Source organism: Agromyces cavernae, from assembly GCF_021044935.1.
In the GTDB taxonomy this organism is placed as follows: domain Bacteria; phylum Actinomycetota; class Actinomycetes; order Actinomycetales; family Microbacteriaceae; genus Agromyces; species Agromyces cavernae.
This window is the reverse complement of sequence record NZ_JAJNMP010000001.1, coordinates 838,419-858,956: the sequence shown is the minus strand read 5'-3', so window position 1 is coordinate 858,956 and position 20,538 is coordinate 838,419. Positions and strand designations below refer to the sequence as shown.

At 68.5% G+C, this 20,538-nt stretch carries 18 protein-coding genes; 7 read left to right on the top strand and 11 right to left on the bottom strand.

The genetic code is table 11. The features are described from left to right. Nucleotides 1-113: 113 nt before the first annotated feature. Both LQ757_RS03940 and LQ757_RS19080 read right to left on the bottom strand, forming a co-directional pair. Entirely contained in the window at nucleotides 114-1,280 is a 1,167-nt protein-coding gene (locus LQ757_RS03940) for an RtcB family protein (RefSeq protein ID WP_231045893.1), read from the bottom strand. 132 nt (nucleotides 1,281-1,412) lie between these two features. Beyond that, complete coding sequence (locus LQ757_RS19080) at nucleotides 1,413-1,538, bottom strand: hypothetical protein (protein WP_255681003.1); 126 nt, start codon at nucleotides 1,536-1,538, stop codon at nucleotides 1,413-1,415. A 121-nt stretch (nucleotides 1,539-1,659) separates the two neighbouring features. Between LQ757_RS19080 and LQ757_RS03935 the strand changes: the two genes are divergently transcribed. The 3 genes from LQ757_RS03935 (at nucleotide 1,660) to LQ757_RS03925 (ending at nucleotide 3,291) form a co-directional block, all read left to right on the top strand. After that, nucleotides 1,660-2,121 carry an XRE family transcriptional regulator gene (locus tag LQ757_RS03935; protein ID WP_231045892.1) on the top strand — a complete coding sequence of 154 codons (462 nt, stop codon included), beginning with the start codon at nucleotides 1,660-1,662 and terminating at the stop codon, nucleotides 2,119-2,121. Beyond that, entirely contained in the window at nucleotides 2,118-2,486 is a 369-nt protein-coding gene (locus LQ757_RS19345) for a HepT-like ribonuclease domain-containing protein (RefSeq protein WP_231045891.1), read from the top strand. The genes LQ757_RS03935 and LQ757_RS19345 overlap by 4 nt, the downstream gene beginning before the upstream one ends. 151 nt (nucleotides 2,487-2,637) lie before the next feature. Beyond that, the gene (locus tag LQ757_RS03925) at nucleotides 2,638-3,291 is read left to right on the top strand and encodes a DUF305 domain-containing protein (RefSeq protein ID WP_231045890.1); all 654 of its coding nucleotides are present in this window, start codon (nucleotides 2,638-2,640) and stop codon (nucleotides 3,289-3,291) included. A gap of 235 nt (nucleotides 3,292-3,526) precedes the next feature. On the opposite strand, the gene LQ757_RS03920 is transcribed toward LQ757_RS03925, so the two are convergent. The 5 genes from LQ757_RS03920 to LQ757_RS03900 form a co-directional block, all read right to left on the bottom strand. Further along, nucleotides 3,527-5,332, bottom strand: coding sequence for an LVIVD repeat-containing protein (locus LQ757_RS03920; protein ID WP_231045889.1), 1,806 nt, complete (start codon nucleotides 5,330-5,332; stop codon nucleotides 3,527-3,529). 179 nt (nucleotides 5,333-5,511) lie between these two features. Beyond that, nucleotides 5,512-7,248, bottom strand: a complete 1,737-nt coding sequence (locus LQ757_RS03915; RefSeq protein WP_231045888.1) for an aminotransferase class V-fold PLP-dependent enzyme — start codon at nucleotides 7,246-7,248, stop codon at nucleotides 5,512-5,514. Nucleotides 7,249-7,291: 43 nt separating this feature from the next. Next, a complete protein-coding gene (locus LQ757_RS03910) occupies nucleotides 7,292-8,656 on the bottom strand; it encodes an MFS transporter (protein WP_231045887.1) in 1,365 nt (454 codons plus the stop codon). Between the two features lie 222 nt (nucleotides 8,657-8,878). Then, nucleotides 8,879-9,433, bottom strand: a complete 555-nt coding sequence (locus tag LQ757_RS03905) for a dihydrofolate reductase family protein (RefSeq protein ID WP_231045886.1) — start codon at nucleotides 9,431-9,433, stop codon at nucleotides 8,879-8,881. Nucleotides 9,434-9,587: 154 nt separating this feature from the next. After that, nucleotides 9,588-11,624, bottom strand: coding sequence for a M14 family metallopeptidase (locus LQ757_RS03900; RefSeq protein WP_231045885.1), 2,037 nt, complete (start codon nucleotides 11,622-11,624; stop codon nucleotides 9,588-9,590). Between the two features lie 195 nt (nucleotides 11,625-11,819). On the opposite strand from LQ757_RS03900, the gene LQ757_RS03895 reads away from it, so the two are divergent. Further along, nucleotides 11,820-12,887, top strand: coding sequence for an NAD(P)H-dependent flavin oxidoreductase (locus LQ757_RS03895; protein ID WP_231045884.1), 1,068 nt, complete (start codon nucleotides 11,820-11,822; stop codon nucleotides 12,885-12,887). A gap of 20 nt (nucleotides 12,888-12,907) precedes the next feature. Here the strand turns inward: LQ757_RS03895 and LQ757_RS03890 are convergent, their stop codons facing one another. After that, nucleotides 12,908-13,864, bottom strand: coding sequence for a DMT family transporter (locus tag LQ757_RS03890; RefSeq protein ID WP_231045883.1), 957 nt, complete (start codon nucleotides 13,862-13,864; stop codon nucleotides 12,908-12,910). A gap of 161 nt (nucleotides 13,865-14,025) precedes the next feature. On the opposite strand from LQ757_RS03890, the gene LQ757_RS03885 reads away from it, so the two are divergent. Next, nucleotides 14,026-14,412 (top strand): hypothetical protein, encoded by a 387-nt coding sequence (locus LQ757_RS03885; RefSeq protein ID WP_231045882.1) that lies wholly within the window; start codon nucleotides 14,026-14,028, stop codon nucleotides 14,410-14,412. 447 nt (nucleotides 14,413-14,859) lie between these two features. Here LQ757_RS03885 and LQ757_RS19565 read toward each other — a convergent pair whose 3' ends face one another. Further along, complete coding sequence (locus LQ757_RS19565) at nucleotides 14,860-15,153, bottom strand: DUF2510 domain-containing protein (protein ID WP_504751181.1); 294 nt, start codon at nucleotides 15,151-15,153, stop codon at nucleotides 14,860-14,862. A 172-nt stretch (nucleotides 15,154-15,325) separates the two neighbouring features. Between LQ757_RS19565 and LQ757_RS03870 the strand changes: the two genes are divergently transcribed. Then, a complete protein-coding gene (locus LQ757_RS03870) occupies nucleotides 15,326-16,651 on the top strand; it encodes a hypothetical protein (protein WP_231045881.1) in 1,326 nt (441 codons plus the stop codon). Between the two features lie 553 nt (nucleotides 16,652-17,204). Here the strand turns inward: LQ757_RS03870 and gap are convergent. Together gap and LQ757_RS03860 are read right to left on the bottom strand one after the other, a co-directional pair. Then, nucleotides 17,205-18,203: a type I glyceraldehyde-3-phosphate dehydrogenase gene (gap, locus tag LQ757_RS03865; RefSeq protein WP_231045880.1), complete on the bottom strand. Its 999-nt coding sequence runs from the start codon at nucleotides 18,201-18,203 to the stop codon at nucleotides 17,205-17,207. Between the two features lie 106 nt (nucleotides 18,204-18,309). Then, complete coding sequence (locus LQ757_RS03860; RefSeq protein WP_231045879.1) at nucleotides 18,310-19,266, bottom strand: GlxA family transcriptional regulator; 957 nt, start codon at nucleotides 19,264-19,266, stop codon at nucleotides 18,310-18,312. 127 nt (nucleotides 19,267-19,393) lie between these two features. Between LQ757_RS03860 and LQ757_RS03855 the strand changes: the two genes are divergently transcribed. Continuing rightward, the gene (locus LQ757_RS03855; protein ID WP_231045878.1) at nucleotides 19,394-20,506 is read left to right on the top strand and encodes an epoxide hydrolase family protein; all 1,113 of its coding nucleotides are present in this window, start codon (nucleotides 19,394-19,396) and stop codon (nucleotides 20,504-20,506) included. The last annotated feature ends 32 nt before the right edge of the window (nucleotides 20,507-20,538 follow it).

Genomic DNA, 20,538 nt, shown 5'->3' with positions numbered 1-20,538 from the left:
ACCGACCGCGGCGTGACGACCCTGAACGGCGGATGCCGCGGCCCGCGCACTCCCCGAGCGCGCGAGCCGCGGCATCCGCTCACTCGTTTCGAATCCGGGCGCGAGCCCGGCCCTCAGTTCCCCTTCACGTTCACGATCTGCCGCAGCGTGTGCCGCACCTTCACGAGCGACGCGGCGTCCTCCATCACCTGGTCGATCGGCTTGTAGGCCTGCGGGATCTCGTCGATGAAGGCGTCGGTGTCACGGAACTCGATGCCCGTCATCGCCTCGCGCAACTGCTCGTGCGTGAACGTGCGCCGAGCCGCCGACCGTGAGAACGAACGCCCCGCTCCGTGCGGCGACGAGTTCAGCGACATCGCGTTGCCGAGCCCCTCGACGACGTACGACGCCGTGCCCATCGACCCGGGGATGAGGCCGAGCCGGCTGACGTCGGCCTGGATGGCGCCCTTGCGCGACACCCACACCCGCTTGCCGAAGTGCACCTCGCTCTCGGTGAAGTTGTGGTGGCAGTTGATGCGCTCCCGCTCCTCGACCGGCGTTCCGACCCACTCGCTCACCTGCCGGATGACGCGGTCCATCATCTCCTCGCGGTTGAGCAGCGCGAAGTGCTGCGCCCACCGGAGCTCGGCGATGTACCGCGTGAACTCGGGCGTGCCCTCGACGAGGTAGGCGAGGTCGGGGTCGGGCAGGTCGATCCACCACTGCTTCGCGAGCCGCCGCGCGACCCCGATGTGGTGCTGTGCGATCTTGTTGCCCACACCCCGGCTTCCCGAGTGCAGGAACAGCCACACCCGGTCGTCCTCGTCGAGCGACACCTCGATGAAGTGGTTGCCGCTGCCGAGCGAGCCGAGCTGCTCGCGCCAGTTGCCGGCGTAGCTCGCCGGGTCGAACCCCTTCGCCTCGGCGAGCGCCTCGAGCTCCGCGATGCGCGGCTCGGCGGTGGCGACGACCTTGCGGTTGTGCCGGCCCGCCGAGAGCGGGATGGCGCGCTCGATCTGCTCGCGCACCTCCCGCCGGTGGGCGGGCAGGTCGGATGCCGCGAACTGCGTCTGCACTGCGATCATGCCGCACCCGATGTCGACGCCGACCGCCGCGGGGATGATCGCCCCGAGGGTCGGGATGACCGACCCCACGGTGGCGCCGAGCCCCAGGTGCGCATCGGGCATGAGCGCGAGGTGCGGGTAGATGAACGGCATCGTCGACGACGTGCGGGCCTGCTCGACGGTCTTCTCGTCGATCAGGCTCGCCCACGAGACGAGCCGGTCTGAGAGCTTCTCCATGTTCCTTTCCTGTCTGATTGCATTGTTGCGCTGATCCGAGGGCCCGAGGGGTCTCGTCGCGCGCAGACAGAGAAACACCCCGGGCCTCGAGCGGCACGGGGTGACGAGATCGCGAGCGGATGCCGCGTGGCGTCAGTGTGCCGGGTCGAGAGCCTGTTCGAGATTGCGATCGAGGTCGCGCAGCATGCGCTGCTCGAGCTGCTCGCTCGCGGGCTCGATGAAGGCGGGCTTGCTCGTGCGCTGCAGATACACGTTCATGGCCGACCTTCCTTCCAGGCTCCGGGGATGCCGCGCGGATTGCGCAGCCTTCGAACACTAGTGGGGCGGATGTCCCGGGGTCAATCGCGATCCCGTGATAGCGCCGCGCTATACTCGCTGAATGGAATCCACGACGTTCGGTGAGACCCTGCGCGCCCGTCGCGTCCGGGCAGGGCTGACGCAGCGCGAACTCTCAGTGCGCGCGCGCATTCCGCAACCGAACATCTCGGCCTACGAACTGGGGCGGCGCGAGCCGAACCCCGAGACGACGGCGCGGCTGAACCGTGCGCTCAGCGCACCATCGCTGTCTCAAGTACGCGGCGCCCGCGTGGCTCTGCTCGAGGCGGCTGCACGGCGCGGCCTCGGCGATATCCGAGTGTTCGGATCCGTCGCCCGCAATGAGGCCGATGCCGACTCCGACGTCGACCTCCTCGTGCATCCGAGCGCGAACACCTCGCTCTTCGACCTGGCAGGCTTCATGGTCGAGGCCGAAGCGGTGCTCGGGACATCCGTCGATGTCGTCTCGGACCGCGGTCAGAGCAAGGTGCTCGACCGCATTCTCGCCGAAGCCGTCCCGCTGTGACGCAACCCGGTCCATCGCGCGGCGACCCGGCGCGTGCCGACGCGATCCTCGCCGACATCCGACGCTTCGGGGCCACCGCAGCACGCGTGGTGGCGCGAGGTCGTACGCGATTCTTCGAACCCGACGATGACGATCAGCGGCGCATCGCGCGCTCGGTCGTCGTCGACCTCTCAACGGCGGCCGACCGACTGCCCGCGGCATTCCGTAATGCGCACCCCTTTATCGACTGGGCGGGCATACGCGCGACGCGAAACTTCATCGCACGCGACTACACCGGTACCGACGACGAGGTGCTGTGGCAGGCGATCGCCGTGCAATTCCCGGCGATTCTCGCTCGGCTGGGGATCGCCGCGCCGGGGCGGTGAGTTCCCGTCGGCTCGTCGGCACTTCAGCACCCCGGTTTCCATCCGCGACCGATTCGAGTTAGATGGAAGCCAACCTGCGGGTCCGACGACGAACAGCACGACGAGGCTCGCTGATGCCCTTCAACGAAGACGAGGTAAGTGGATGACGGCGATGCGGCGATCCTTCGGGGCCGGAACAGTGCTCGTGCTCTCGCTCGGCCTTGCCGCGTGCACGACGTCGGCCCCCGAGCCGCCCGCACCCACCAGTCCGGTCGTGCAACTCGGTGCGCCTGGCGAGCCGAACGAGACGCTGTCGCCCGAAGAGGCGGCTGAGCTCGGCTCGCCGAAGCACGTCGAGGCCGACTCGGAGTTCATGCTCGACATGATCCAGCACCACGACCAGGCCATCGAGATGACCGGCTTCGTCGACGAGAACACCGACGACCGCGACATCCGACTGCTCGCCGAACGCATGAGGGTCAGCCAGGAAGACGAGCTGAAGTCGATGACGCGATGGCTCCAGGATCGCTTCATCCCCGTGAACGAAGCCGGCGCGGGCCACGGGCACGACGGCGACGCGATGCCGGGGATGCTCACCGACGACGAGCTCGCCGCCCTCGAGGCGGCCACCGACGCGGAGTTCGACCGACTGTTCCTCGAGTCGATGATCCGGCACCACCAGGGTGCGCTGCAGATGGTCGGCGAACTCTACGCGGCCGGCGGCGGCAACGAATCCGAGATCGACCAGTTCGCGCGTCACGTCGAATCCGACCAGGGCGTCGAGATCGCCCGCATGCAGCAGATGCTCGCGGAGCGCACACGCTGATAACCCGAGTCCGCTGATCGCCCGAGTCCGCTGATCGAGGAGGCGCGAAGCGCCGTCTCGAGATCGCGTAGCGCGCCCTCTCGAGATCGCGTAGCGTCCTCTCGAGATCGCGAAGCGCCGTCTCGAGATCGCATCGCGCCGCACGAGCCCGCACGCGAAGGTGCCCGGTGGTCGATGACCACCGGGCACCTTCATGTGCGGGGAGGCCGGCAGCTGCCGACCTCCCCGCCTGTGATCAGCCGAACGTCGCGGCGAGCGCGTCGAGCGCCTGCACGAGGTTCGAATCGGCCGGCTTGCCCGACGTGCGAGCCGCGTTGTCGAGGTGCGCTTCGATCGACGCGGCGCTCGCGGGTCCGCCCGAGAGCTTCTCCGCCTGGTCGATCGACTTGTTCACCTGCTTCAGCGCGTTTCCGCTCAGGCTGCCGTCACGCTCGGCCTGGTCGACGAACGACCGCGCGACCGCGAAGCTCGGCGCATGCACGAGCATCGTCTGCAGCTGCGCGTTGAATTCGTCGAGCTGGATCTCGCCGGCTGCGGCGATCTCGTTCACCGACATCTGGTCGCTCGGTGTGAGCCCCAGCGTCTCGAACCCGCGCGCGATCTCACTGCCGTGCACGTTGCCGTTGTACCAGTAGGTCGACCAGTACCCGCCGAGGTTCAGGCCCGTCGGGTTCGGTGTGTTGATCGGACCACGGTCGAGGAACGCGATCTCGGTCGGGTCGGCCGTGTCGGTGAAGTCGATCACCGACAGTCCACCCTGATACCAGGCCTGCACCATGATGTCGCGACCCGGCACCGGCACGATCGAGCCGTTGTGCGCCACGCAGTTCTCCTGCGAGGTCTGCACCGCCGGGAGCTTGTAGTAGCTCGCGAACTCCATCTTGCCGTCGACGATGTCGAAGAGCGCGTTCGCACCCCACTCGGGCTGGTCGGTCACGCGGCATCGTGGCTGCGTGCCGCCGCCCCACTCGTCGGTGAAGATGACCTTGGTGCCGTCGTTGTTGAACGTCGCCGAGTGCCAGTACGAGAAGTTCGGGTCGGAGACCGCGTCGATCCGAACCGGGTTCACCGGATCGGAGATGTCGACGAGGAGGCCGTTGCCCTGGCACGCGCCAGCGAGGAGCCCGATCTCGGGGAACGCCGTGACGTCGTGGCACGTGTTCGTGTTGGGCGTCGGGCTGTACACCGTGCCGCTCGGGTGCAGCGCCGTCCCGGGGAGCGTGTTCTGCAGGCCGTTGAACGCGCCGGTGTCGGGGTTCGTGAAGATCCGCGGCTGGCTCACGACCGCCGCCGTCTGGGGCGCCGCGAGCGGCACCTTGATGACGTCGATGCGCCACTGCGTGGGGTTGCCCGTGGTCACCGGGTCGGTGGTCAGCGCAGCATTCTCACAGCCCGGGAGCTCCAGCGGCGAACGGACTCCCGCCGTACCCGAGTTGTAGATGTAGATGTTGTCGGGGTCCTCGGGGTCGGTCACGAGCGTGTGCGTGTGCGATCCGCGACAGGTCTGCACGCCCGGCAGCTGCACCGGGTTGTCGATGTCGCTGATGTCGAAGATGCGCACGCCGCGGAAGCGCTCGAGGTTGACCGCGCCGGGCGCACCCTGCGAGCCGCAGTCGATGCGTCCGCGCGTCTCTTCGACCGACATGAACAGCAGGTCGCCGAAGACCGACACGTCACCCTGGCCACCCGGACACACGAAGGACGACTGCAGCGTCGGCGCGGCCGGATCGGAGACGTCGTAGACCTGGAAACCGTTGAAGTTGCCGACGATGGCGTTGTCACCGCTGAACGCGAGGTCGGAGTTGACGAACCCGAAGTTGCCGGGAGGCGCGTCGAACGGCGCGACGCGAGGCAGGCTCGCCAGCAGGTCGATGTTGCTCGTGGCGGTCACCGCGCCGAGGTACCCCGGTGGGAGGTTCTCGCGAGGATCGTCTTGGGCGGAGGCCGCGGTGGCGGTCACCAGGGAGGCGCCGAGCACGAGTGCTCCGGCTGCGGCGAGTGCGCGTCGGCGCCATCGCACGGGACGTTGGATGGATCTCATCGGTAGTGCCCTCTCTTCTCGCTTCTTCCGCGATCGATGCCCTCCGACAGGCGAGCGGGCACGACGTCGTGACGCTCGCGGCCCCAGAAGGCCGACCAATGGACCCAACGTATCCACAACGGGGGGTATACCGCAGCAAAAAATTTGAGATGGACTCGACACCTGCGTTGCGGGCGACGTCACCGCGTGAGGCACTCCACGGGCAGGTCGAACCATCGCAGGTGCTCGAAGTCGTCGGAGAGGCCGGGGAGGTCGCCGTCGCCGGAGGGGTCGGCGGCAGGTGCGTCCGCAGCCGCTCGCGCGGCGAACCGCGCCTCGGCCTCAGCCAGGTAGCCTCGCAGCGCCGCCTCTGGCGCACGGTCGTCATGGTGCGGATACGTGAGCCGGCCATCCTCGTCGTACGCGACCTGGCTCAGCCGCAGTGGCGGTTCGGCGGGGCCCCGCCGGTGCCGCCACAGGCCGGTCTCGGGCTCGAAGACGTAGTCGGGAAGCATGCGCCAACCATCACGGGCGACGAGCCGCACCGCCTCGACGAGGTAGTCGAACACGACCGGCGAGATGAAGTAGTTGAAGTTGATGCGCACCCACCCGGGCTTGATGCCCTCGCAGCCGCGCGCGATCTCGCGCTCGAACTCGTGCGAGCGGTCGATGTCGATGCCGAGCAACAGGTGGCCGTACGGCCCCGCGCATGAGCATCCGCCGCGCGATTGGATGCCGAACAGGTCGTTCAGCAGGGCCACGACGAAGTTGTGGTGCAGGTAGCGGCCGCTCGGCGCCCGCACGACGAACGACACGATCGAGAGCCGCTCGGCGTCGAGGTTGCCGAGTACCTCGAGCGTGGGCTCGTCGTGCCAGGCCGAGATCGCGCGGCGAAGGAAGTCGTGCTCGAGGGCTCTGATGGTGTCGACGCCGACCGCGTCCTTCAGCCCGAATACGAGGCCGGAACGTATCGCCTCGACGATCGCGGGTGTGCCGCCCTCCTCGCGCTGCGCGATGTCGTCGAGATAGCGGTGCTCGGTGGGATTCACGTAGAGCACGGTGCCGCCGCCCGGCACGTCGGGCACCCGATTGTGTGCGAGCTCGCGCCGCACCACGAGCACGCCGGGAGTGCTCGGCCCGCCGATGAACTTGTGCGGGCTGAGGAAGATCGCGTCCTTGTACTCCCCCGACGCCAGCGCCGCCTCGACCGGCCCGTGATACATCTCGATGTCGACGTACGGCGCGGCCGCGGCGAAGTCCCAGAACGACAGTGCACCGTGCTCGTGCAGCAGCGCCGAGATTCGAGGGGTGTCGCTCACGATGCCCGTGACGTTGCTCGCCGCCGAGAACGAGCCGATCTTGAGCGGCCGCTCGTCGTGACGGACGAGCTCGGCCTCGAGGATGTCGCAGTCGATGTGCCCGTCGACGTCCTGCGGGATGACGACCACGTCGGCGATCGACTCGCGCCACGGGAGTTCGTTCGAGTGGTGCTCGAACGGCCCGATGAACACCACCGGTCGTTCGGCCGCGGGGATCCCGTCGCCGAGGTGATACCGGTCGGCGAGCTCCGCCGGAACCCGGAGTCCCAGCATCCCGACCAGCTTGTCGATCGCGCCCGTGCTGCCCGACCCGGTGAAGATGACGACCGTGTCGTCATCACCCCCGACCGCGTCCCGGATGATCGCCCTCGCGTCCTCGCGCAGTCGCGTCGTCTGCAACCCGGTGCCGCTCGATTCGGTGTGCGTGTTCGCGTAGCGCGGCAGCACCTCGTCGCGGATGAAATCCTCGATGAAGCTCAGTGCCCGGCCCGACGCCGTGTAGTCGGCATAGGTGACGCGGCGCGGGCCGTATGGGCCCGGCATGACCTGGTCGTCGCCGATCACCGATTCGCGGATGCGCCGGACGAGCGGCGACGTGCGTACGACTTCGATGTCCACACGCGGGAGGGTACTCCTGGTCGTTGCGAGCGGCCACATGGGATCAGGCGACGGCGAACGCCTCGTCGCGCGTGGCGTCGAGCGCTTCCTCGTCAGCGGCCTCGAGCGCTTCCTCGTCGTCCGAGGCGAGCGGGTGGGCGACCTCGTCGCGGGTCATCCGTGCCGCGATGATCGCGACGATCCCGATCACGAGCGGCGCGATGCCCGCGATGAGGAACACGACCGGCAGCCCGAGCGACTCGCCCGCGGGGCCGGCGAACGCCATCGACACGGGCATGAACGCGAGCGACACGAAGAAGTCGAGGCTCGAGACACGACCGAGCATGTGCGCGGGCACCCGGCGCTGCAGCAGCGTTCCCCAGATCACGACGCCCCCGTTGAACGCCGCGCCGACGGCGAAGGCGGCGATCGCCATCACCCAGATCCGGTCGGTCAGTCCGAAGACCGCGAGCGGGAGGCATCCGAACGCCCACAGCAGGTTCATCACGGTCAGGTAGCGACGCGGCAGCTTGAGCGATGCGACGACCATCGATCCGACCGCGCCGCCGATGCCGAACGCCGCGAGGATCAGCGCGTGCTCCTCGGGGCCGCCGCCGGCGGTGTCCTTGATCACGAACGGGACGAGCACCTCGAACGGTCCCATGATGAGCAGGATCAGCAGCGATGCGAACGTCAGGGTGCCGAGCAGCCACGGGGTGCGCACCATGTAGACGAAGCCCTCGCGCACGTCGAGGAGCAGTGCGATGGCCGGATGCCGCTGCCCGACGGTCGCCGACTCGGGGCTGCCCTGCTCGCCGCCTGCCTGCTCGACGCGCGCCGGCGTCTCGGGAACCTTGAGGATGCAGACCGCCGCGACGACACCGGTCAGGGCGGTCACGGCGAGCGCGGCGCCCGGCGACGAGATCGCGATGAGCCCGCTCGCGAGGGCCGGGCCGCCGGCCTGCATGAGCACCGGCCGGGCCATGCCCTCGAAGCCGTTGGCGGCGAGCAACTGGTCCTCGGGCACCACGCTGGGCAGCAGGGCCGAGTACGCCGGGTAGTAGAGCCCGGCCATCACGCCGCCGACGAACGCGACCGCCGTGAGCTGCCACACCGCCAGGCCACCGGTCAGCGACGTCAGTGCGACGAAACCCACGCTCGCCGCGCGGACGACCTCGACCACGAGCAGGATGCGCCGCTGCGAGATGCGGTCGGCCAGTGCACCACCGAGCAACGTGGTCAGCAGCATCCCGATCGCCGAAGCGCCGGCGACCAATGAGAGCTCGGCCGCACCGCCGCCGATCGCGACGATCTGCCAGACCAGCGCGACCATCCAGATGCCGGAACCGACCAGCGACGACACGAGCGCGGCGGCAAGCCACCGGTAGGCCGGGTTGCGTAGCGGCCGGAGTGCCCGGGGTGTTGACATGATTCTGTCTCCTTCGTGGGAGCTGATGCTTCAGAAGCGGGGTGCCTCTACTCATGCGTCGAACGAGATGGGGCGAATTCGACAGGTTGCGCGGAGCGATTTCGAAATACTTCGGCGCATCCGGGGCGCGCGACATCCGTCGCTTCAGACATGACAATTCCCCCTCATTCGATGAGGGGGAACTGTCGTTCGGATTCTGGAAGCGTCCTGCGGACGCGGTGCTCACCGCACGACGTCGTAGACCGTCTTGACGACCCCGTTCGAGTAGGCCTCGTGCTCGACGAGCGCCAGCCTGCCCGCCTCGCGACCGCTGAAGAGGCGCTTGCCCTCGCCGAGCGCGACGGGGAAGACGAGCAGGTGGTATCGGTCGACCAGCCCGGCTTCGCCCAGCGCCTGGGCGAGGGTCGCGCTGCCGTGCACGATGATCGGGCCGCCGTCGCCCTGCTTGAGCTGCGCGACCTCGTCGATCGAGCGGAGCACCGAGGTGTTGTTCCACTCGGGGTCGGAGAGGGTGGTCGACACGACGTACTTCGGCATGGCGTTGTACTCGGCGAACTCTTCCTCCATGGTCGGCCAGACGGGGGCGAACTCGTCGTAGCTGACCCGCCCGATGAGCATGGCCTCGGCCTCGAGCTGCTCGCGCCCCTTGATCGCGTAGGCCTCCTCGACGAAGTCGACCTCCTTGAACGTCCAGCCGGCCCGCGGGTGCGACCCACCGCCGGGCGAGTCGACGATGCCGTCGAGGGTGATGAATTCGGTGACGATGAGCGTGCGCATGACGATCTCCTGTGTTCTCCAGAGCCGGTCTCTCCGCCTCTCATTCTGGACGTCGAACGGGAGTCGGGTCGGATCGACATCGTCGATGAATCCGGCACGAACGACATCGCGCCGGCGGGGATCACCCACCGGCGCGATGCGCTCGTCGGCTCGCTCAGCGCGACGAGCCGCGACCGGCGGCGCCGCTGCCGGCGCTCGTCGCGTAGTAGCCGTCGCCGCTGTACCCTGCGGTCACGACGCCGTCGCCGAGGTGCGCCGGGATCGCCGTGCGCGCCACGCCGTGCTTGACGGGCACGGGAGCACCGACCGGCACGTCGTCGAGCGTGAACTGCACGGTGCCGGCCGTGGCCACCGGGCCGGTGCTGCTCGGCGTCACGGCCGCGGTGAAGGCCCGCCCCGTGTTCGTCACCGTCGTCGTCGTCTCGACGAGGGGTACGGTGGCGCTCTGCCACGGACCCCACTCGCCGCTGCCGTTCTTCGAGCGCACGAAGAGGCTGCGCGCCTCGGCGGTGTCGGCCGTCACCGGGATGCTGCCCGAGAAGCCGACCGTGCTGCCGCTTCCCGCGAGCGTCAGGGGAACCGTCTCGTCGATGCCGGCACGGTCGACGGCGAGGGCCGCCTCGACGGCGACGATGTCGGTGATCGCGGGGCGGCGGATCAGCGAGCTGGGGTTGGCACCGTAGCGGTCATCGCTCGCGACGCCCGTGACCTTCACCGAACCGCCCTCGCCCCGTTCGACGACGAGGTCCTCCACGATGCCGCCGAGTGCCGCGGTGTACGGCTCGTACGATGCCTCCGCCGCGAATCGGATGCCGGGACCGACGCTGTTCCAGAAGGCGTCGACCCGGCTGTACGCGGGGAAGAATCCGCCGGTGCGGGACGTGCCGATCTCGTAGGTGTAGGCGGGCACGCCGAGCTGCGAGTAGATCCAGTCGATGTCGTTGCCCGAGTTGTCGTAGAGGATCTCGCCGGCCTTGCCGGTGTTGAATCCGCTGGCATATGACTGGCGGAACGCGTTCGCCTTGATCGGTGCGAGGTTCGGGACGTTCGCCGCCGCCGAGTACGCGTACGGATAGATGACGTAGTCGGAGTACGAGTGCAGGTTCACGTACGTGCCGGTCCGGTCCGACGGAGCGGGCGACTCAGTCTCGGCCGGGTACTCGCCGAACAGGTCGGTGAGGAGGCCTGAGAGTGCGTCGATCTCGGGCTCGGAGTGCGGCGCCGTACCACGGTAGGTCGCCGAGGTCGGGTTAGCGCTCGACGACGCCTCGCCCCAGTGGAAGCCCCAGTTGCGGTTCAGGTCGACGCCCGGCTGCTGGCTGCTCCAGTTGCCGCTCGTCGGGTTGAACAGCGCATCATCGAGGTTCTTGCGCTGCCACGCCTTCGAGGTGCTCGGCGGCGTCGCGTCGCCGGCGGCGTTCACCGGCGCAGTGGCGAGGGCATCCTCGACGATCTCGATGCCGTCGGGGTTGTTCTGGAAGTTGATCCAGACCTCGGTGCTGTCGAGCAGCGAGGTGATCTGCGGGTCCGTTCCGTACCCGTCGAGCAGTTCGGTCGCATAGCGCCACGCGAGCTCGCTCGTGATCACCTCACGCGCGTGCGCCTGCGCGACGAGTACGAACCGCGGGCGGCCCTCCTGCCCGTCGGTCGGCGCCGGCTGCTCCTCGACGTCGGCCGTGAGTCGCAGGGCGAGCAGGTCGTGACCACCCCGGCCCTGCGTCTTCAACCAGGAGTCGCCGAAGTCGACGAGCTCGGCCACCTCGGGGTACGCACCGGCGAGGTCGTGCGCGAACTGCTCGTATGAGTCGACGGTGCGGTACCCGCCGAAGTACGTCTCGTAGTCCGTTCCGGCGAGCCGTTCGGGCACGGGATACGCGGTCGCCGCGAGTCGGGACGCACGCGACGCGTCGGCGGTGATCGAGTCGCCATAGAGCTCGACCGCGAGCGGCTCGATCCCGCGGTCCTCGAGCGCGTCACCGGTGCTCGCGTCGCCGAGCACGACGATGTCGCCGTCACCCGCTTCGACGACGTCGAGGTCTGAGACCGATGCCGCGTCAGCGGCATCGAGCGTGAAGAGGCGCACTGCATCGTCGTCAGCGGAGTACGCGATGGTCGGGGCTGCGGCGAGGCCGCCGAGGGCGAGTGCCGCGGCGACGGCGACTGCCGCGGTTCGATGGAGTTGACGTGGCATGGAGGCGAGTCCTTTCGTAGGGAAGTTGCGTGAAGCGTTTTCCCGAATGCTAGGAAGCCGTCGGTGGCTGTTGGAGGGCGCCCGAAACACGCCGTAAGTCGGCGTAGCACGGCTCAACATCACGGCTCCCAGACGCGCTCGGATCACCGACCGACGCCGGGCGTATCGTGGAATCTCCGAGCATGGAGGAGCGACATGACCGACCGCACCGACGACCTCACGGCGATGCTCGGCATCGATCGTCCGATCGTGCTCGGGCCGTTCGGCGGGCTCTCGTCGGTCGAACTGACCGCCGGGGTGAGCGAACTCGGCGGGCTCGGCTCGTTCGGACTCTACGGCTACGACGCCGGCCGCATCCTCGAGACGGCGGCCGCGATCCGCGCGGTCACGAGCCGACCGTTCAACCTCAACGTGTGGCTCCCGCTGACGGATGACCCGACCGATGCCCCGCTCGCGCCCGGCGGCTTCGAGGCCGCGCGTGAGGCCTTGCGGCCGTTCTTCGACGAGGTCGGTCTCCCGGTGCCGACCGAGCCGCCTGCGCAGTACCTCCCGTCATTCGCAGAGCAGTGGGATGCGGTGCTCGAGGCGCGGCCCGCGGTGGCGAGCTTCGTGTTCGGCGTGCCGCCGGCCGATGTGGTCGAGGGTGCGAGAGCCCGCGGCATCCGCCTGGTGGCCACGGCGACGTCGGTCGACGAGGCGGCGGCGCTCGACGCGAGTGGCGTGGATGCGATCGTCGCGACCGGGCTCGAGGCCGGCGGGCACCGAGTGTCGTTCCTGCGGCCGCCCGAGCAGTCGCTCGTGGGCTCGATCTCGCTGATCCCGCAGGTCGTCGACGCCGTCTCAGTGCCCGTGATCGCCGCTGGCGGCATCGCCGATCGGCGCGGTGTCGCGGCGGCGTTCGCGCTCGGTGCTGCCGGCGTGCAGGTGGGCACCGCGTTGCTGCGCACGCGGCAATCGGCGACGAACGACGCCCACCGTGAGGCGATCAGCACGACCGCGGCGCACGACACCGTGCTCACTCGCGCGATGAGCGGCCGCCTCGCGCGCGGCGCAGCCAACCGCGCCATCCACGAGATCGAAGACGCCGGCGTCATCGCGCCGTTCCCCGTGCAGAACTGGATGACCGGCAGGTTCCGTACCGAAGCGATCCGGCAGGGGCGCGCCGACCTGCAATCGCTGTGGATGGGGCAGTCGGCGCCGCTCGCGCTGCGCGACGACGTCGGCGACGTGTTCGCAGAGCTCGCGGCCGGCATCCCCGGCTGAACGGGGGATCGGCCGGGCGGCTACGGCGAGTCGACCTCGCTCGACCGAAGCCGCGCCGCCGAGAGCGACGCATCCTGCTCGGCGCACGCCTCTTCGGGACCCTCGGCTGCGACCGGCTCGCGCCGCTTCCGCGTCACCAGGTAGGAACCGGCGAGCACGAACACGAACCCGACGAGGGTCCACACGGTGATGCGCTCGCCGAGCACGGCGACGCCCGCGATGATGGCGACGGCGGGATTGACGTACGTGATCGCCGTCGCCTTGACGGGACCGATCTCAGCCACGAGCGCCACCATGAGCAGGAACGCGAGGGCGCTGCAGACCACGGCGAGCACGACGATCGACACCACGACCGCCTCCGACGGCCACACGGTCGGCCACGCGCCCGTGAAGAGCACGAACGGCACGTAGACGACGGCGGTCGCGGCGAGCGAGACGGCGACGACTCCGACGCCCGGGAGATCGGACATCCACCGGGCGAGGATCGCCGGGCCCAGGGCATAGCCGACGACGACGACCGCCATCTGGGCGACGGCGATCAGGTCGGAGCCCGCGATGTCGAGGCCGACGAGCGCCGCGACGCCCAGCATTCCGATCGCGATGCCGAGCCAGTTCGACCGGGAGAGCCGCTCGGGTCGGCCCATCGCGAACGCGATGCCGACACCGGCGAGCGGCACCGTGGCGAGCAGCAGGCCCGCGGTCGAACTCGGCAGGCGCTGCTCGGCCGCGCTCAGGAAGTACCACGGGAGGATGATCTCGACGATCGTGTAGGCCAGCATCGGCTTCCAGCGGCGCACCACCTGCACCACCTCGCGCCGGAAGAACGCGAGCGGCAGCAGCAGGAGTGCCGCGAGGCCCGACCGTGCGAGCACCACCATCGCCGGCTCAAGCTCGCTGACCGCGACCTTGATGAACAGGTACGGGATGCCCCAGGCGATGCCGAGCGCGACGAAGAGGATCAGCCCACGTCGAGTCACCTGCCCATTCTGCTTCCCGCCACCGACACCCGAGCGTCACGGTGCTGCCGTAACACCGCGAATTCCTGCCGACCGCTGAGGGATGGCTCGCGGCGGGACATCCGCTCGCCTCACGCTGCCGGAGGCAGAGCGAGACAGATCAAGGCCAGATAATCTACATTGTGACGACATCGAGCCCTCTGGCCAAGACCTTCCCAGTCGCTCTGGCGATCATCGCCCTAGCCTTGACCGGCTGCACCGCAGCGGCGGAGCACAAGCCGACGCCGACCGCGCAGCCGACCACCAGCGCCTTCGATACGGCCTGGGAGTGGTGCATTTGGGCGAATCCCGAGCCCTCGGAGGTTTCTGACGGCAACGGCGGGCAGATTCTGCAGACTGCCGAGGTGGCATGCGAACGATGGCTCGACAACGTCGGTGAGCGCACCTTCATCGACCAGTGGGACGAGGAGTACGCCTCCATTAGCCGCTGCGCCTTCTTCGTACTGAAGTACCCCGAGCGATACGCCGACGAAGTGAGCATTTGCTCGGAGGCGGTGAACGATGGCTAAGCACATCAGGGCGGCGATCTACCCGCGCATCTCGCGCGATCGCGAGGGCGCCGGGCTCGGCGCCGATCGTAAGGAGGCCGACTGCCGCGCTGAGATCGTCGGCAAGGCCCGAGGACGAGTGGCGCGCGCTCTACTCGCTGCTCACTGATCCGTCGCGCCGTAGGCAGAACGCGAACGCGCGTCGCGACTGCCTGCCGGTCACCCGTTCTTCACATTCCCGATGTCTCGGCCGGCTTGGAACTGCTGGGCGTTGTCGCCGGCGCGTTGGCGCTGCGATGCCTTGCGCATCGCGAGCTTCCAGCCAACAGCGCAGCCGCCCGCCGCGCCGATGACGAGACCAAAGAGCAGGTTCCAACCCCCTCAAACTGGCACTCCATATGCCCCTCCGTCCACTTGATCGACGGTGTATGCCGCGGCTGACACCCGCCGCTGGCGGACGTGAGGGGATCAGGTGTGCCAGTAGTGGTTTGGGCTCACCGAGATGTAGATGACATTGACCCAGAGGATGAACACGCCGAAGAGCAAGTGGAGGATGATGCTGTGCCCCTTCTGGTGGCGGTTGTAGACGACCTCACGCTTGACGTTGAGTTGGCTGGCCGTCATCGGGCCCGCCGTGTGCGTGGGCTGCGGCGCGGCGACAGGCGCGAAGTGCTCGGTCCACTGAGTTCCATCCCACCATCGCTGACGCCCATGGCCGTCGTTGTACCATCCAGCGGGTGGCGAAGCGGCAGGGTTTGTCATCGGGCGTTCCTCTCGTAGCAAAAGTGCTCCGCGAGAACGCGGAGCACCAATAGCCACGCTATGAGCCGCGAGCAACGGTGGAAATACCCTCGTTCGGGGGAGGACATCTGACGCGCAGTCGCGAGATCTGCCCGATGCACTCATCCGGTAGCGTTCGGCCCGGAGGCCACCCGTGCTGAACAATCGCGAGATCGCGACCCTCATACTCATCGGATTGGGGATCGCCCTGATCCTTGCCATTCCCTCGATGCGGCGAACCGTGCTGCCTGCCGCGGGCGGCGTAGTCCGCGCCGCCGCCTCATCGAAGGTTCTCGCCGTATTCGGCCTCTTTTTGGTGTGGTGTGTCGCGTCGATCTTCATGGCATGGCGCATCGATCTCTGGGACGTCGCACTTTTGAAGGACTCCAGTCTGATCGTACTGACGGTCGGATTCCCAGTCCTGCTTGCGGTCGTCAACGCGAAATCGGGTGGTGCGATCCTTCGCAAGATCGTTCTCGAGACGGTGGCGTTGTCATCACTGCTCGCGTTCTATCTCAACCTTGAGCCACTCGACCTCCTACCCGAACTGGTTCTCCAGTTCGCGCTCTTCGTGGTCGTCATCGTGATCGCTGCGGCCGGCCTCAGTCCGAATAGCAAGATCCTCGCTGGATGCCTCAGCGTGCCGCTAGTCATCGTCGTCGTTGGCCTCTTCATTTGGACTACGACGCGTCTCGTACTAACAGCGAATGAACGCGACTGGGGAGCGACGCAGATGGAGCTCGCGCTGTCTGTCTGGCTGCCTCTTTCGATGTTCGGCTTCTTCTACGGGCTCGCCTTCTTCGCGGCCGTTGAGACGGCAGCGACGCGAATGCGGCGCATATGGAAGCCGCCCGCGCAGAAGCGCGCTGTGCTCGCCGTTGTGGTCGGCCTTCACCTCCGCCTTCGATGGGCGGCTGCGTTCACTGGCCCGTACCAAAAGAAGGTGAGCCGCACGTCGACCGTGCGGGGGGCGCTGGCTGAGATGCGTGCCTTTCGGCATGATGTGCTGAATCGTGAGGCTCGCGAGCGGGAACGGCGGGCGCGGCTCAAGGTGATGGCAGGTGAGCCCGGCGCGGATGGCGACGGGGCGCAGCTCGACCGACGCGAATTCGATGGGACGAAGGGCGCGCTCCGAGGCATGATTTGGACGGCTCAGGAGAACCGCTTCAAGGGACTCGGCAACCGCTACTGGGATGACCTCACCGAGATGGTGATCCAGCCCGCCTCGCGGTGGGGGTTGCCAGACGCGCACGGCATCGTCGTCGAGGTAACCGATGACCACCAGAATTGGCGGGCCTGGCGTCGGCTGCCGAGCGGTTGGGTGCTGGGTGTCGGCGGTAGGGATGGCTCCCGCCGCGAGTATCTGTATTCGAGCGCAGACGCACCCGATGCTTGGCCGGGCGATGCCGACTGGTTCGATACGGCTATCGCTCTTCACTTGCCCGTGGACTGGGAGCGGGACGACGCACCTGTGACGTGAACAGCAGAGCCGAAGTCCCAGGCACCCGCGGCGCGAAAATCCGCGAGCTAAGAGACTTGTGGGGCATCCGGCTAAATCGCGCGCCAGGGCCAAACTCTAAACCCGCAGGATGCCCTCGCATGGCCCTAGGGCGTGGGACTTCACGCTTAGGCCCGTTCCCAAAATTCCCGACAGAATCTAGATAGCGAGGCAGGCACACTGTGCCGCCTCGTCACCACGCGATGCGAGCGCTGGCCCTCTCCCATGAGACGGGCCCGGAAGAGTACGACCGCCGAACTGGGTGCGGTCTCCCGAGGCCGAGCAGACCGTCAGCCGTCCAACAGCGGGCGTGTGGTCCCTTCTCGCGAATCTACCGCCATCATGGCTCGCTACCTGCCCAAGGACCGTGCCACCGAGTATTTCGGCTGCACCGATCACCATCGAGAACCGGATGAGCCGCGGGAGTCAGAGCCTCGATTTGGGCCGAGAATGGCAACATCCCTGATCAAGGCGTAAAATCGTAGACCTTGACACGGCGACGCCGCGCTCACGGTGCGCGCGGCGTCGCCGCCGATCAGCCCTTCGCGAGCAGCTCGAGCGTGTCGATCACGCGGTTCGAGAAGCCCCACTCGTTGTCGTACCAGGCCACGACCTTGACGTGCTTGCCGTCGACGCGGGTGAGCGCGGCGTCGAAGATCGACGAGTGCGGGTTGCCGACGATGTCGCTCGAGACGAGCGGCTCCTCGGAGTACTCGAGCACGCCCGCGAGCCCGTTCGACGCGGCGGTGCGGTACGCCGCGAGCACCTCGTCGCGCGTGACGTCCTTCGCGACGGTCGCGTTGAGCTCGACGATCGAGCCGACCGGAACGGGCACGCGCATCGCATCGCCGTTGAGCTTGCCTTCGAGGTTCGGGAGCACGAGGCCGATGGCCTTCGCGGCTCCGGTCGAGGCGGGCACGATGTTCTCGGCGGCGGCGCGCGCGCGGCGTGCGTCGGAGTGGGGGCCGTCCTGCAGGCTCTGGTCCTGCGTGTAGGCGTGCACGGTGGTCATGAAGCCGTGCTCGATGCCGGCGAGGTCGTCGAGCACCTTCGCGAGCGGCGCGAGGGCGTTCGTGGTGCAGGACGCGTTCGAGACGATCTCGTGCTCGTCGGCGTCGTATGCATCGGTGTTGACGCCGTAGGCGAGGGTCACATCGGCACCGGTCGCCGGGGCGCTCACGAGCACCTTCTTCGCGCCTGCGGCCACGTGGGCGCGCGCGGCCTCGGCGTCGGTGAACCGCCCGGTCGACTCGAGCACGAGGTCGACCCCGAGCTCGCCCCACGGCAGCTTCGCGGGGTCGCGCTCGGCGAGCACCTTGACGCGGCGGCCGTCGATGACGAGCGTGTCGCCGTCGACCGCGACCTCGCGGCCGAAGCGGCCGCCGACCGTGTCGTACTTCAGCAGGCGGGCGAGAGCTGCGGGGTCGGTGAGGTCGTTCACGGCGACGAGTTCGAGGTCGGCGTCGCGCTCGACGAGTGCGCGGACGACGTTGCGGCCAATGCGGCCGAATCCGTTGACGGCGATGCGGGTCATGAAGGTGGTTCCTTTCGTTCCCGTCCACGATCCCCGCTGGCGCACCGACTCGACAGTGGCTGGAACGACAGTGGGCGCAAGCATCACGCCAAGCCGCTGCCCTGGTTCATCCGGCCGGCCGCACGAAGGTATGTCGGTACTCGCTCGGCGACGTGCCGAGGATGCGCTGGAAGTGCAGCCGCAGGTTGGCACCCGTGCCCAGGCCGACGCGGTCCGCGACTTGCTCGACACCCAGGTCGGTGCGCTCGAGCAGCTCACGGCCGAGGTCGACGCGGGCGCGCAGGATCCACTGCATCGGCGTGTAGCCGGTGTCCTCGACGAAGCGACGCGAGAACGTGCGCGGCGAGACGCTCGCGTTCCGCGCGAGGTCGGTGAGCGTGAGCGGTTCCCCGAGCCGGGCGAGCGCCCACTCGCGGGTCGCGGCGAAGCGTTCGCCGAGCGGCTCGGGAACGCTTCGCGGCACGTACTGCGCCTGGCCGCCGCTGCGATAGGGCGCAGCCACGAGTCGGCGAGCGACGTGATTCGACAGGCCGACGCCGTGGTCGCGTCGAACGAGGTGCAGGCACAGGTCGATGCCGGATGCCGCGCCCGCCGACGTCAGCACGTCGCCCTCGTCGACGAAGAGCACGTTCTCGTCGACGCGAACGAGCGGATGCCTCGCCGCGAGCGCCTTCGTATAGTGCCAGTGCGTCGTGGCGCGAAGACCATCGAGCAGTCCGGTCGCGGCGAGCGCGAAGGCGCCTGTCGAGATGGCGGCGAGCCGCGCACCTCGACCGTGCGCGGCGCGGAGTGCGGCGACCACGGCCGACGGCGGGTCCTCCCGATCAGGGTGGCGGTAGCCGGGGATGAAGATCGTCTCAGCCCACTCGAGCGCCTCGAGGCCGTCGGCCACGTGGTACGACAGGCCGTCGCCACCGGTCACAGGACCTGGCGTGGCGCCGCACGCGCGAACCTCGTACGGCATGCTCTGCCGGGTGCTGAACACCTGCGCCGGGATGCCGACGTCGAGGGGCTTCGCACCTTCGAGCACGAGCACGGCGACGCGGTGATTCCTGCGGGTCATCGGGTCTCCTCGGTGCATGGCGCGATCAAGATGATGCGCAAGGTTACCGCCAACGATGTGGAGCGGCATCCGGCTTCGGGCACCGTGCAGCCGACCTCGTGTCGGCGGGCCGTCGTAGTGTCGCGGCATGACCGCGATCGAGCCCTTCGAACTGCACGTCTCCGACGAGGTCCTCGACGACCTGCGCACACGTCTCGCGCGCACGAGGCTGCTGCCCGACTCGCCGCGCAAGCCGGCCTCGGGCATGAGCAGCGGGTACCTGCGCGAGCTCGTCGACTCATGGGTCGATTGGGACTGGCGTGCGCGTGAGGCCTGGCTCAACGGGCATCCGCAGTTCGTCGCTCAGATCGGCGACGCCGCGGTGCACTTCGTGCACCAGCGATCCGAGCGAGCCGACGCACCGGCTCTGCTCGTGATGCACGGCTGGCCCCACACGTTCGCCCTGCAGCTCGACTTCGCCGACCGGCTGCCCGACTTCCACGTCGTCGTGGCGAGCCTGCCGGGGTTCGCGTTCTCGTCGCCGTATGCCGAGGGTGCGATGACCGAGACGCGGCTGGCAGCGACCATGCACGCGCTCATGACCGACGTGCTCGGGTATTCGCGTTACCTCACGTACGGCGAAGACGTCACGGCGAACGTCAGCGATCTCATCGCGGCGCGCTACCCCGACCACGTCGCGGGCATCATCGCGACGCATGCGCACTTCCCCACGGGCGACGAGCGCGACGCGCTGACCGATGTCGCGGAGCGGGCGTTCTTCGACGACCTCGCCGCCCGGGGCGGGCCCGACGGCGCCTACGGGCACGTACAAGGCACCCGGCCAGACACCCTCGCGGTCGGGCTCAACGACTCACCGGTGGGCCTGCTCGCGTGGATCACCGAGAAGCTCGTCGAGTGGAGCGACGTCCCAGCGGGAGACCCCCGCGCGGTCGAGCAGCGCATCTCGCGCGAACAGATCCTCACCGAGGCGATGATCTACTGGGCCACCCAGACGATCGGCTCGTCGTTCCGCCCGTACTACGAGGGTGCCGACCAGCCCGACCCGATCCCGCCCACGTCCGTGCCGGCGGCGGTGTTCATCCAGCGGCACGAGCGCGGGTATCCCGAGTCGCTCGCACGTCGGCATTACCTCGACCTGCGCGTGTTCGATCGTCTCGCCGAGGGCGGGCACTTCACCGTCGCCGAGGTGCCCGACGAGATGGCGGCCCGCGTCCGCGAGTTCGCGGCCTCGCTCGACTGACGTCCGCCCTTCCTGCGCCACGGGGCACCGGG

What these genes read in the sequence shown, in the direction of transcription:
- LQ757_RS03940 (WP_231045893.1), bottom strand. Translation starts at nt 1,280, where the DNA reads ATGGAGAAGCTCTCAGACCGGCTCGTCTCGTGGGCGAGCCTGATCGAC.
- LQ757_RS19080 (WP_255681003.1), bottom strand. Translation starts at nt 1,538, where the DNA reads ATGAACGTGTATCTGCAGCGCACGAGCAAGCCCGCCTTCATCGAGCCC.
- LQ757_RS03935 (WP_231045892.1), top strand. Translation starts at nt 1,660, where the DNA reads ATGGAATCCACGACGTTCGGTGAGACCCTGCGCGCCCGTCGCGTCCGG.
- LQ757_RS03925 (WP_231045890.1), top strand. Translation starts at nt 2,638, where the DNA reads ATGCGGCGATCCTTCGGGGCCGGAACAGTGCTCGTGCTCTCGCTCGGC.
- LQ757_RS03920 (WP_231045889.1), bottom strand. Translation starts at nt 5,332, where the DNA reads ATGAGATCCATCCAACGTCCCGTGCGATGGCGCCGACGCGCACTCGCC.
- LQ757_RS03910 (WP_231045887.1), bottom strand. Translation starts at nt 8,656, where the DNA reads ATGTCAACACCCCGGGCACTCCGGCCGCTACGCAACCCGGCCTACCGG.
- LQ757_RS03905 (WP_231045886.1), bottom strand. Translation starts at nt 9,433, where the DNA reads ATGCGCACGCTCATCGTCACCGAATTCATCACCCTCGACGGCATCGTC.
- LQ757_RS03900 (WP_231045885.1), bottom strand. Translation starts at nt 11,624, where the DNA reads ATGCCACGTCAACTCCATCGAACCGCGGCAGTCGCCGTCGCCGCGGCA.
- LQ757_RS03895 (WP_231045884.1), top strand. Translation starts at nt 11,820, where the DNA reads ATGACCGACCGCACCGACGACCTCACGGCGATGCTCGGCATCGATCGT.
- LQ757_RS19565 (WP_504751181.1), bottom strand. Translation starts at nt 15,153, where the DNA reads ATGACAAACCCTGCCGCTTCGCCACCCGCTGGATGGTACAACGACGGC.
- gap (WP_231045880.1), bottom strand. Translation starts at nt 18,203, where the DNA reads ATGACCCGCATCGCCGTCAACGGATTCGGCCGCATTGGCCGCAACGTC.
- LQ757_RS03860 (WP_231045879.1), bottom strand. Translation starts at nt 19,266, where the DNA reads ATGACCCGCAGGAATCACCGCGTCGCCGTGCTCGTGCTCGAAGGTGCG.
- LQ757_RS03855 (WP_231045878.1), top strand. Translation starts at nt 19,394, where the DNA reads ATGACCGCGATCGAGCCCTTCGAACTGCACGTCTCCGACGAGGTCCTC.